Raw genomic sequence first — 11,682 nt, forward strand, 5'->3', positions numbered from 1 at the left:
ACCAGCGTACGGCCGCGTAACCGCCCGGCGGATCCTTCACCGGGGGCATCCCCTGTACCCCTCAAGAGGTACGAACGATGGCCCCTCCAGAGCGATTCGGCGGAGCATCGACCGCTTCTACCGTCCGGCTGTCAAGCTCCATCGGCAACGTGGTCAGCCTGCGAGTTGATCGCCCAAGGGGGTTCGGCGGTAGAGGACCGATCGGCCCGTTCGAGCTCGCTCCACCGCCCCGGCACGCAGGAGGACCCCGAGATGATCGCCCACCGTTCCCACGGCCATTCCCAGGGCACGGGCCAGCTGACTCGTGCTCGCGGGATCCGCCAGCATGACCAGGATCAGTGCGCGGGAGCGGCCGATCAGCGCGGCCAGATGTTCCGGCGCCTCGGGCGGGCCCTGTTCCAGGAGGGTCGCCACACCGCGCGCGGGATACACGATCGCTTTCGGCCACGGCTCGTCGGCGAAGACCGCGATCTCCGGCCAGATGAACACCGACGGGATCAGCAGCAGCCCTGCCCCGCCCAGGACGGCGGCGCGCCCGCCGCGGCCGACCAGGTCGATCCCGCCGTCCAGCCAGCGCACCTTCGGATGCAGTCCGGACAATGCCGCCTCCCAGCCGGCTCGGCTCAGTTCTCCGGACCGGTGCACCACGTCTCGTTCGCACAGGAGCCGCAGGCGGGGCCAATCGTCAGCGAGGAGAATGGACCAGGCGGCGGCGAGGAAGTCCGCCAGCCTGTCGAGGACGTCCGGCGCGGCCAGCACCTCACGGGCAGCCGCCGATGACGGCGAACGCGCCAGGTAGTAGTCGATCTCCTCCCGCACGAGCGGAGCGGGTGCGGCTCGCAGCGCCGCCAGGTCGTCCTCGATGGTCTGGCCGATCCGCCGCGGCGGGGGACAGATGAATGTCGCCCCCGACGTCGCCAGGTGCAGCGCGTGAATCGCGTCCAGCACCGGATCGGCACGCAACGGCTCGAACCGCGGGCGCAGACGGGCCAGCCAGGAGGCCGGGACACCCCGCCCGTGTGGACCGGACACCGCCCGGATCAAATTCAGCAGCTCGAACACCGGCGACAGCGCGAACCGGGTCCGCAACAGGTCCTCGGCGCCGACGACGAACCGCAACACCCCACGACCTTACGTCGCCAAGCGAAACATTGGCCCGTCACGGCGCCGGGACAGGAGGCTCAAGGCGTCACCGACCGGCCGTGAACGATTCCGTAGGCAAACGACCGAACCGACCGGACGGGATGCACGATCGCCGTCGTCCGGCTCAGGTCAGCGGCTTGGTCATCGCGGCCCTGCTGTCTGGTTCGCGAGTTGCCGACCGGAGTCCTGACGGCCGGAGTATCCACGGGAGAGATCGCATGACCGTCGCCGACCGCCCGGCCACCTACCGTGAGGTCTTCGCGGAACCCACGTTCCGCACGCTGTTCGTCGCCCGCATCCTCGCGATCAGCGCGAACTCGTTGCAGATCTTCGCGCTGTCGGTGCTGGTCTACACGAGCACCGGCTCGCCGCTGCTCAGCGCCTTGGCCTTCGGCGCCGGGTTCCTGCCGCAGTTCGCCGGTGGCCTGCTGCTCGGCTCGCTCACCGACCGGCTTCCGGCCCGTCCGCTGATCGTCGCCGGCTACGCCGTGGAAGCGGCGCTGGCCGCGACGCTGGGACTGGCCGACCTGCCGGTCGTGGTCAACCTGCTGCTCGTGGCCGCGGTCGCCTGCTTCACCCCGGTCTTCTCCGGCGCCGCGTCGAAGGTGATCGCCGAACGTCTCACCGGCGACGCGTACGTCCTGGGTCGGTCTCTGACGAGCATGTCGTCGTCCGCCGCGCAGCTTCTCGGCCTGGTCGGCGGTGGTGTCGCGGTAGCGACGCTCGGCGCCCGCCCGGCTCTGCTCGTCGCGGCGGCGTGCCATCTGTTCGCCGCTGTCGTCGTCCGCCTCCGTCTGCCGGGCGGCCGGGGCAGTGCCGGCCCGAAGCACGGGGGAGCGGTTCGCGACAGCTGGACCGGCGCGGTGTCGTTGCTCGCCGACCGCACGATCCGGCGCCTGCTGCTCGCCCAATGGCTGCCGTCCGCGTTCGTCGCCGGCTCCGAAGCGCTGCTCGTCGCCTATGCGGCCCGCCGCGGCTTCGCTCCCGGCGCCGGCGCGATCCTGATGGCGGCCCCAGCGGTCGGCATGCTGATCGGCAACTTCGCCGTCGGCCGGCTGCTGCGCCCGAGCGTCCGTGAACGCCTCTCCGCCCCGCTGGTCGTCCTGCTCGGCGCTCCTCTGATCACCCTGCCGGCGCCGCTGCCGCTTCCCGTGGCCACGGCCGTGCTGGTGCTCGCCGGAACAGGTTTCGCCTACGGCCTCGGCCTTCAGCGCGAATTCCTGGAGGCGGCCCCCGCCGACCGGCTCGGCCAACTGTTCGCCCTGCTCTCCACCGGATTGATGGCCCTGCAGGGGGTAGGCCCACTGGTTTTCGGCGCCGTCGCCGAACTGACGTCACCCGCCGCCGCCATCGCGGCCGCCGGCATGGCGACGTCGTTGGTCGCCCTCCCCGTCCACCTGCGCCGCCGGTCCACCTGAACCCAAAACCGTGTTCTGGTACGGGCTCCCGACCTCACCCACCCGCGGACCCGATGCTGTCGGCTGGTGGGGTTCGGGACTGTCCGGATCTTGGCCGATCCTGTTCGGCTGGTCGTGGGTGCTGTCACAGCACCGTTGAGACGGCGCTCAGCGCCAGCCGAGCGGTACTGGCTGGCCCGTGAGTGCCGTCTCGGAGCGTTCGAGGCAGCGCCCCCGACCAGCCGGGGTTGTTCGGGGGCGCTGCGCCGGCGCTGGGTGCTGTTTGACGGTGCTGAGGCAGCGCCCACGACCAGCCGGTGTCCGGGCTGTCCTGCTCGGCGACCTGTTTCGGTGGTGACCGGTCCGTCCGTGTGTCGTGCTGGCGCGGTTGCTGGACCGGCGGCCGCGCCATGTGGGCGGCAGACGGCCGGGGCCAGGCCTACCGCGCCGGAGGCCGGTGCCCGGCCCGGACTCCTCAGGCGACGAGGGCCCAGCGATGATGTGGGCGCTCAGGCCGGTCCCGGCGGGCCGGGTACAGAACCTCGACCACGCTGAGTGCCCACCGCATGCGCGGGACGGCCACCTCGGGGTGATCGCCGTACTCGGCGGCCACGTCGGCGGCGCACCCACGGACGCCACCGTGGCTGCGGACCGCGAGGCGGATCGCTTCGTCGACGACCTCGTAGGCCGGCCGGCTTCCGGTGGCCAGAGCGGTGGTGAACAGCGCCTCCGCACGGGCGGCGGTCAGAACGGCAGTCATGGTGCTCTCCTCCTTCGCGCGACACTTTCGACGGATAGACCCTCAAGGTAGCCGTGGGATACGACAACTTTTCCGGGCGTCCTCTTCGAAGGGGTGAACACCGGCGGGCCGCCGACGGTTCAAACGGGCTCGTAGGCGACGACCCGGTCGGTCGCGATCCGGTCGGGGCCGGACACGGCGGCCGGGGCGTCGCCCGTGAGCGGCCGCGTCGACGTGATCGTCTCGCCGACCTCCCGCAGTGAGCCGGGCGAGTCGGTGAGGTGGGCGACGGCGAACTTCGCCGTGCCGGGATCCCACATGGTCAACGTTCGGACAAGGCCGGGCACGGCACGCAGCGCAGGCCCGATCTGTTCGGCCCCGGCTCGCCGGATGGCCGCCAGCCGGTCGGGGCGGAGTGGCCCGTCGAAGAAGCCGATCCAACCGTCGGTGGCCGGCCGGTGCGCCGCCGGGCCCGGCTGGTCCTCCTCGACCTCGTAGCTGTCGTCGGTCAGCAGGGTCACCGGCCGCGGCCCGCGCCCGGCCTGCGACCGCTGCGATGCGAACTCGGCGTCCTGGCGCGTGGTCCACAGGGTGAGCAGGGCGCTTTCGAGCAGGACCAGGCCCGCGTATCCCGGATGGCCGGAGATGATTTCGACCAGTTCACGGGCGAGTTTATCGGCGTTGTCGGGCCGGGACGCGATTGTCTGGATGCGGGCGTACATCGTCGGTCACCTCCGGTAGTGGTTACCGGCCATGTTTCGCCCGCCGCCGTCGTCGTGCATCAGTGGTAGTACGCAGGTCCGCCCGTACCGCTGAGGAAGGTTTGGATCTCAGCGAGGGTGAGAGGCCCGGGCAGCGGAGGCCGGCGCGAACCGCGCGTGGAGAGTTGCAGAACGTGGCCTGGTGAGCGCCGGTGACGTGGAGTTCCCGGAGCGCTCACCTCTTTCCCCGGCGGGATGCGGGCTGCTGTCCGTGCCAGCCACGGATCGCACCACGGTCGTATCCTGCCTCGCTCGGATCGGTCCACCGGCCGCCGCAGCGGTGCCCATTCTCGACCCACTTCACGCCGCGAACTCAGCGCGCGGCCGCAGGCAACGCCCACCGCGGCGCCAACGGCAGGGATTCAGTACCACTGTTGGTTCGCGCCGCCGTTGCAGTCCCACATGACCACCTGGGCGCCGTTGCTGTTGTTCAAACCGCGAACATCCAGGCACTTGTTGTTCAACACGGTACGAATTTCTCTTCCGGACCAGTACCATTGTTGGTTCGCGCCGCCGTTGCAGTCCCACATGACCACCTCGGCGCCGTTGCTGTTGTTCAAACCGCGAACATCCAGGCACTTGTTGTTCAACACGGTACGAATTTCTCTTCCGGACCAGTACCACTGTTGGTTCGCGCCGCCGTTGCAGTCCCACATGACCACCTCGGCGCCGTTGCTGTTGTTCAAACCACGAACATCCAGGCACTTATTGTTCAGCACGGATCTCAGGGCCTTGCTGTCCACTGGTGCTGCGGTAGCCGGAGAAGCCACCCCGACGGCGAGCAGCAGTGCTGGAGCAAACATGATTCGGCTGGCGTTCGATGATTTTCGCACAACTACCTCCGATGATATGACCGAAGCGCGTCAGCAGCCGTTCGATCATAAGTAAACAATTACTCCTGTTATCGTAACCGATTGCTCCGAACATCAAGGCGAATCGGGAAATCCAAGGATGGACAAATAGCGTCTTGATCGTTCGAATGCAATGTGCGGACAATTCCGTAAGGCCCTGAGGTCCGCTATCAATCCGAGCGGAAATGGTGGGTTCGTCAGCTGCACACCCGCATCGCCGGTTGAGGCCCAGGTGTATCCGGGTGTCGGCTGACACAACGTAACCGCAGCCGCTGTCAGTGCCTGGAGTCGTCTGCACAGCCGACCGCCCTCCTCCGCACACCGAGGTCGGTGTCCGTTGCCTGCGTTCGCGGCGGTCGGCGATGTCAGCCTCGGCGTCGTAGATCACCGACAGATAGGTCTGCTGGCGCGGGTTGAGTGCGTCCCACGCCTTCCGTGCGGGCGCTGGTGGTCATCGGTCGCCGCCGTCGCTTACGAGCGCCGCCGCGGCGATCTCCTCGTCGTGGTCGCGCAGCAGGCGCAGGACCGTCGCGGGCGAGGGGTGCTGGCTGAACGAGCACCTCGCCGGCGTCGCCGACACATGGCGGCCTCTACCTGATCGCTACCGGCTGTGACGGGCGGAAGGTCGCCGGGCCGACGGCATAGCCACGGCCGTGTGTGGATTTCGGGTGCGCAGCGCACCCGAAATCCACACACCCGGCCTATGCGGCGCTGACGGGGCTTCCCGCCGGCATCTGACTCCGGCGGCGCTGTTTGGCCGCGTACATCGCCTGGTCCGCTTGCGCGAGAAGCTGTTCCGCGGCGATGTGGTGACCGGCGGCGATGCCCGCGCTGCCACGCACCGGGGTGCCGTCCGGAGTGCGGAGGTCGCCGAGACGCCGGACCACCCGCTCGGCGATCGCCTCGGCCTCGGCCTCGGACGTGCCCGGCAGCAGCATCACGAACTCGTCGCCGGCCAGGCGGCCGGGCACGTCCCGGCACGGCCGGGCGACGGTGGCGAGGACACCGGCCACCTGGATCAGGACGTCGTCGCCGGTGGCGTGGCCCAGCCTGTCGTTGATCTGCTTGAAGCCGTCGAGGTCGAGGAAGAGCACGGCGACGGGATCCGGCCCGGCGCAGCGTTCGCGCAGCGCCGCGGTGAAGGCGGCCCGGTTCGGCAGGCCGGTCAGCGAGTCGTGGTCGGCCAGCCGCTGGAGACCTTCCTGAAGCTGCCGCAGCCGGTTGGTCCGCCACGCCAGCAGTTCGCCGACGGTCAGGTACAGAGGAAACGTGTAGCTGAGCGAGGCAAGGTCCGACGCCGACGCGTCCCGCATCATCAGCGGTACGAGGTAGGCGACCACCAGGAACGGGCTCATCCGCAGGCTGGTGCCGCGCGGCTCGCACAGGCCGAACCACACGAACACCAGGAAGAAGAACATTCCGTAGCGGAACGGGTCGACGCCCGCGGCCATGTTGTGGACGGCGATCAGGGCCATCGCGACGGGGGCGATCGCCAGCCGGGCCGCGTTCGGGAGCCGCGCCCACGGCAGCGCCATCAGGACCGGGCCGGAAAGCACCCCGGTCAGGCCGATCAGGCTGACCGCGCCGACCCGGAAACCGGGCGGTGTCGGCAGCAGGATGGTGAAGAACGTGTAGAGGCCGCACAGGAAGAACAGGGTTCCGATGGTGAATCCGCTGACCACCGCGGGACGGGGGTCACGGGAGTTGCCGCGCACCCGCCGGATAAGACTCACGGGGCCCAGATTCGGCTGCCGCGACGCCGACTTGAGGGAAGCGGTTGATCGTGCTTTCAGCGGGCATCCATCGAACATGCGAGCTTTGACATGGCAGGGCACCGGCAAGGTCTCGGTGGAGACGGTGCCCGATCCCCGGATCCAGGAACCGACCGACGCCGTCGTGCGCATCACCTCGACCGCCATCTGCGGTTCCGACCTGCACCTGTACGACGTGCTCGGCATGTACATCGACAAGGGCGACATCCTCGGGCACGAGCCGATGGGCATCGTCGAGGCGGTCGGCGCCGAGGTCACCCACATCCGGCCGGGTGACCGGGTGGTGATCCCGTTCAACATCTCCTGCGGGCACTGCTGGATGTGCACCCGCGGCTGGTACGCCCAGTGCGAGACCACCCAGGTCACCGCCGAGGGCAAGGGCGCCTCCCTGTTCGGCTACACCAGGCTGTACGGCCAGGTGCCCGGCGGGCAGGCGGAGTACCTGCGCGTCCCGCAGGCCCAGTTCGGCCCGATCAAGGTGCCGGACGGCCATCCCGACGAGCGTTTCCTCTTCCTCTCCGACGTGCTGACGACCTCCTGGCAGGCCGCCAAGTACGCCGACATCCACCCCGGCGACACGGTTCTGGTCACCGGCCTCGGACCGATCGGCCAGATGTGCGCCCGCATCGCCCGGCATCTCGGCGCCGAACGCGTCATCGCCTCCGACAACGTGCCGGAGCGGCTGGCGATGGCCCGCCGGCACGGCGTCGAGGCGCTCGACACCGGCGACACCGACGTGCCGGCCGCGGTGCGCGAGCTGACCGCCGGCCGGGGCGCGGACAGCGTGATCGAGGCGGTCGGGATGGAGGCGCACGGCGCCCCGATCCAGGCGGCCGCCGTGAAAGCGGCCGGTATGCTGCCGGACCCGCTGGCCCGCAAGGCGGTCGAGACGGCCGGCATCGACCGGATGGCCGCGCTCACCACGGCCTTCGACGCGGTACGCCGTGCCGGCACCGTGTCGATCATCGGCGTGTACGGGGGCAACGCCGACCCGCTGCCGATGATGGACCTGTTCGACAAGGGCGTGACCCTGCGAATGGGCCAGGCGCACGTCAAACGCTGGGTCGACGACCTGATGCCACTGCTCACCGGGGACGACGATCCGTTGGGTGTGGACGATCTGGTCACCCACCGGCTGCCGTTGGAGGAGGCGCCGCACGCCTACGACATGTTCAAGAAGAAGCGGGACGGCTGCATCAAGGTGGTCCTCAAGCCGTGACGTGGTGCGGAGGCGACCGAACGGCGGCTCACCCTATGTGCTGCCGTTGCGGGCCGGGGCGTTCCTCGGCCCGGGGGAGCCCGTCGATCAGCTGGTCGAGCCGTTTCAGGTACGGGTCGCCGGCATCGGTCAGGTAGTCCTCCGGGTGGGTCCGGTCCACCCCGTCCGGCACCTTGGCGGCCCGCAGCACCAGCGTGGCCGCCACGGTGACCGCCAGGTTCACCGCGAGCGCCACGATGCCGACGTAGACGCTGCGCCCGTCGTCGAGCTGCCAGCTGGAGCCGCCGAAATGCTCGGACACGACCCGGCCGGTCCCGTCCTTCTTCGGGATGAGGTAGAGCATTCCGATGCCGACGGCCAGTCCGGTGAGCAGGCCGGTGGTGAGCGCGCCCCGGTGGAACCAGCGGGTCAGCAGGCCGATGAAGACCGTCGGGATGGTCTGCAGGATGACCACGCCGCCGATCAGCTGGAGGTCCACCGAGAACGCCGGGTCGACGGCCAGGATCAGGGCGGCCGCGCCGAACTTGACGATCAGCGACACCCAGCGGCTGACCCTCGCCTCGGTCGCCGCGGAGGCGTTCGGGCGCAGGTAGGGCCGGTAGAGGCTGCGGGTGAACGTGTTGGCCGCGGCGATCGACATGACGGCCGCCGGGATCAGGGCCGCGATGCTCAGGGCGGCGAACGCGATCCCCGCCGACCAGCTCGGGAAGTACTCGTGGATCGTCTGCGGGATGACGGTGTTCAGGTCCCCGTCGACCGGCCGGACGCCGCGGGCCAGGGCGAAGAAGCCGAGCATCGCCATCAGCGCCAGCGCCATGCAGTAGACCGGCAGGGCAGCGGCGTTGCGGCGGATCGTCGCCCGGTCCTTGGCGGCGAGCATGCCGAGCAGCGCGTGCGGGTACGCGAAGATCGCCAGCGCCGAGCCGATGACCAGGGTGAGGAACCCGAGGTGGGCGTTGTCCGGCAGCAGCAGCCCGTCGGCCGGGTTCGGGGTGGCCTCGAACCGGGCGGCGGCGGTCCGGAAGGTGCTGCCCCAGCCGCCGTACATGGCGACCATCAGCACCGCGGTCAGCAGCATCCAGCCCAGCAGCACGTCCTTGACGATGGACAGCAGTGCCGGAGCGCGCAGCCCGGACCGGAACGTGCAGATCGACACCACGGTCACGGCGGCCAGCAGCGGCACCTCGCCGCCGAACCCGACCGTGCGCAGCACCGCCTGCAACGACACCAGCTGCACGGCGACGTACGGGATGGTGGCGAGAATGCCGGTGACCGCGATCAGCGCGCCCAGCCGGGGTGAGCCGAACCGGGCGGCCGCGAACTCGCTGTGTGTGAGGAAGCCGTGCCGCCGGGCCACCGACCAGGCCTTCGTGGTGAAGAGGAAGGTCATCGGCGTGGTGATGACGGCGAACGGGATCGCGAAGTAGCCGATCGCGCCGACGCCGTAGGTGAGCGCCGGCACCGCGATGAACGTGTACGCGCTGTACATGCTGCCGCCGAGCAGGAACCAGATGGTCCAGTTGCCGAACGCCCGGCCGCCGACGCCCCACTCCTCGAGCGTGTGCGGGTTCTCCGGGGCGCGCCAGCGGGCGGCGCCGAAACCGAGCAGCACGACGATCGCCATCAGGACGGTGAAGATGCCGACCTCGATGGTGCGGTCACTCATGGCCGTCCTCGCGGGTGGCCAGGTGGACGACGGTGATGACCAGCATGGCCAGCAGGGCGCAGGCGAACTGGTACCAGAAGAAGAACGGTATGCCGAACAGGGCCGGGTCGATGCGGTTGGCGTACGGGGTGAGCAGCGGCGCCACCGCGGGCACGAGCAGGAGCCACTGCCGGCGGCGGGAACGAGCAGGTGCGGGCATCGATGTCTCCTGGCGTCGGGGGCGCGGCAAGATCAATTCGCACTGAGTGTGTAAAAACCGTGGGGACCGTTCTACTCGCAGAGATCCAAATAAGAAAGGCTTAATACGAGACGGAGTCCGGTTATGTGAGTAGCAGCCACCAGCCGGCCGGGTGTCATGTCGCTGTCGCACATACCCCGAAGGTCGAGACGCTGCTGGTCGGACGCCCACGACATCAGGCGGGGCTGCCGTCGTGGGCGGCCGACGTGCCGAAGTAGGCCTCGGCGACGGCGTCGCGGTCGGCGCGCAGCCCGGCGGCCGGCCCGGTCAGCACGATCCGGCCGTGATGCAGGACGACGGCGCGGTCGGCGATCGACAGGGCGAGATCGATGTGCTGCTCGACCAGCAGGACACCGACGCCGTACCGGTCGGCCAGCGCCCGGATGCTGGGCAGCAGAGCCTGGACCGCCACCGGCGCCAGCCCCATGCTCATCTCGTCGATCAGCAGCACCCGCGGCCGGTGCACGAGCGCCTTGGCGATGGCGAGCATCTGCTGTTCGCCGCCGGACAACTGGCCGCACCGGCGTGTCATCAGTCCCCGCAGCGCGGGGAACAACTCCAGGACATCGTCCAGGCTGTCGTTGCGGCGCCGGGCGAGGGCGAGGTTCTCGCGTACCGACAGGCTGTGGAACACGCCCCTGGTGTCGGGCACCAGGACGAGGCCGGCGCGCGCGTTCTGCTCCAGCCGCCGGCGCAGCGGCCGCCCGAACGCGGTGACCGTGCCGGACATCGGCGCGAGGACGCCCGCCGCGGCCCGCAGCGTGGTGGTCTTGCCGGCGCCGTTGGGGCCCAGCATCGCGACGATCTCACCGGAGGCGAGGCTCAGGCCGAGATCCCGCACGGCCGGGATGCCGGCGTAACCGGCGGTGACGGCGTCCAGCCGCAGAACCTCGGTCACGGCACGAGCTCCGATCCGAGGTACGCGGTGCGCACCGCCGGGTCGGCCAGCACCTCGCCGGGCGTACCGGACGCGATGACCACCCCGTAGTCCAGCACGTACACCCGGTCGCAGATCGCGGCCACCAGCGTCATGTCGTGGTCGATGAGCAGCACCGCCCGGCCCGAGCCGGCGATCGCCCGGACGTGCTCACCGAACTCGGCGCTCTCGTCGGTGTCGAGCCCGGCGGCCGGCTCGTCGAGCAGGAGCACGCGGGCCGCCCCGGCCAGCGCCCGGGCCACCCCGACGATCTTCTGCCGGCCGAGGCTCAGCTCCTCCGGACGGCGGTCCGCGACCGGCCGCAACCCGAACGTGTCGAGTACCGCGTCCACGTCACCGCCGGGTTCGGAACGGCCGATCAGGTCGTCGCAGAGGTTGCGCAGCGGTCCCCGGCCGGCCGCCACCGCTACGTTCTGCCGCACCGTCAGATCGGTGAACAGCTCCCCGGCCTGCCAGGTCCGGGCCAGACCGGCACGCCGGCGCTGATGCGGGGCGAGCCGGTCGACGCGCCGCCCCGCCACGCCGACCGCGCCGCGCGACGGCGTGAAACCGGTGACGGCGTCGACGAAGGTGGTCTTGCCCGCGCCGTTGGGGCCGATCAACCCGACCACCTCGCCCGCGTCCACGTGCAGGGTGATGTCGGTGTTGGCCCGGACGCCGCCGTAGTGGACGGTCAGCCCTTCGGCGGCCAGCAGTGGTGGGCTCGCGTTCACCGAGACACCGCCAGGATGCCCCGTCCTTCAGGGCGGGAAGGATCGGCGGCTCCGTCAGGAGCGGCCCGGTGCAGCCGGGACGGTCTGCGGACGTAGTCCGGAAGCAAACCCGCGTACACTTGACTCATGACATCCTCTCGGTAAGCTGTCGGACATGCGTACGGCGTACAAGTGCCGGGCCTACCCGACCTCCGAACAGGCTGCGGTGCTGAACCGCACCTTCGGGTGTGTGCGCCTGGTCTGGAA

At 70.0% G+C, this 11,682-nt stretch carries 13 protein-coding genes; 3 read left to right on the forward strand and 10 right to left on the reverse strand.

The annotated features are described in order from the left end of the window. Nucleotides 1–153: 153 nt before the first annotated feature. Entirely contained in the window at nucleotides 154–1,122 is a 969-nt protein-coding gene (locus AB0I88_RS36160) for a DUF5937 family protein (protein ID WP_361035494.1), read from the reverse strand. 239 nt (nucleotides 1,123–1,361) lie between these two features. Here AB0I88_RS36160 and AB0I88_RS36165 point away from each other — a divergent pair, with 239 nt between their 5' ends. Then, a complete protein-coding gene (locus tag AB0I88_RS36165) occupies nucleotides 1,362–2,561 on the forward strand; it encodes an MFS transporter (protein ID WP_361035497.1) in 1,200 nt (399 codons plus the stop codon). Between the two features lie 454 nt (nucleotides 2,562–3,015). On the opposite strand, the gene AB0I88_RS36170 is transcribed toward AB0I88_RS36165, so the two are convergent. The 5 genes from AB0I88_RS36170 to AB0I88_RS36190 form a co-directional block, all read right to left on the reverse strand. Beyond that, nucleotides 3,016–3,300, reverse strand: coding sequence for a hypothetical protein (locus tag AB0I88_RS36170; RefSeq protein WP_361035500.1), 285 nt, complete (start codon nucleotides 3,298–3,300; stop codon nucleotides 3,016–3,018). 119 nt (nucleotides 3,301–3,419) lie between these two features. Next, nucleotides 3,420–4,001 carry a hypothetical protein gene (locus tag AB0I88_RS36175; RefSeq protein ID WP_361035503.1) on the reverse strand — a complete coding sequence of 194 codons (582 nt, stop codon included), beginning with the start codon at nucleotides 3,999–4,001 and terminating at the stop codon, nucleotides 3,420–3,422. 401 nt (nucleotides 4,002–4,402) lie between these two features. Then, nucleotides 4,403–4,873 (reverse strand): RICIN domain-containing protein, encoded by a 471-nt coding sequence (locus AB0I88_RS36180; protein WP_361035506.1) that lies wholly within the window; start codon nucleotides 4,871–4,873, stop codon nucleotides 4,403–4,405. Nucleotides 4,874–5,342: 469 nt separating this feature from the next. Continuing rightward, nucleotides 5,343–5,471, reverse strand: coding sequence for a hypothetical protein (locus tag AB0I88_RS36185; RefSeq protein ID WP_361035509.1), 129 nt, complete (start codon nucleotides 5,469–5,471; stop codon nucleotides 5,343–5,345). 121 nt (nucleotides 5,472–5,592) lie between these two features. Further along, nucleotides 5,593–6,624, reverse strand: coding sequence for a diguanylate cyclase (locus AB0I88_RS36190; RefSeq protein WP_361035512.1), 1,032 nt, complete (start codon nucleotides 6,622–6,624; stop codon nucleotides 5,593–5,595). A 76-nt stretch (nucleotides 6,625–6,700) separates the two neighbouring features. On the opposite strand from AB0I88_RS36190, the gene AB0I88_RS36195 reads away from it, so the two are divergent. After that, nucleotides 6,701–7,882 (forward strand): zinc-dependent alcohol dehydrogenase, encoded by a 1,182-nt coding sequence (locus AB0I88_RS36195; RefSeq protein WP_361035515.1) that lies wholly within the window; start codon nucleotides 6,701–6,703, stop codon nucleotides 7,880–7,882. 28 nt (nucleotides 7,883–7,910) lie between these two features. On the opposite strand, the gene AB0I88_RS36200 is transcribed toward AB0I88_RS36195, so the two are convergent. The 4 genes from AB0I88_RS36200 to AB0I88_RS36215 form a co-directional block, all read right to left on the reverse strand. Further along, a complete protein-coding gene (locus AB0I88_RS36200; RefSeq protein WP_361035518.1) occupies nucleotides 7,911–9,548 on the reverse strand; it encodes a sodium:solute symporter in 1,638 nt (545 codons plus the stop codon). Continuing rightward, nucleotides 9,541–9,747: a DUF3311 domain-containing protein gene (locus AB0I88_RS36205; RefSeq protein ID WP_361035521.1), complete on the reverse strand. Its 207-nt coding sequence runs from the start codon at nucleotides 9,745–9,747 to the stop codon at nucleotides 9,541–9,543. The genes AB0I88_RS36200 and AB0I88_RS36205 overlap by 8 nt, the downstream gene beginning before the upstream one ends. A 214-nt stretch (nucleotides 9,748–9,961) precedes the next feature. Then, complete coding sequence (locus tag AB0I88_RS36210) at nucleotides 9,962–10,684, reverse strand: ABC transporter ATP-binding protein (RefSeq protein ID WP_361035524.1); 723 nt, start codon at nucleotides 10,682–10,684, stop codon at nucleotides 9,962–9,964. Further along, complete coding sequence (locus AB0I88_RS36215; protein ID WP_361035526.1) at nucleotides 10,681–11,436, reverse strand: ABC transporter ATP-binding protein; 756 nt, start codon at nucleotides 11,434–11,436, stop codon at nucleotides 10,681–10,683. The genes AB0I88_RS36210 and AB0I88_RS36215 overlap by 4 nt, the downstream gene beginning before the upstream one ends. Before the next feature lie 154 nt (nucleotides 11,437–11,590). Here AB0I88_RS36215 and AB0I88_RS36220 point away from each other — a divergent pair. Next, nucleotides 11,591–11,682 (forward strand): helix-turn-helix domain-containing protein (locus AB0I88_RS36220; protein ID WP_361035529.1); only part of this gene is annotated, 92 nt, incomplete at its 3' end.

The organism is Actinoplanes sp. NPDC049802, from assembly GCF_040656595.1.
Taxonomy (GTDB): Bacteria; Actinomycetota; Actinomycetes; order Mycobacteriales; family Micromonosporaceae; genus Actinoplanes.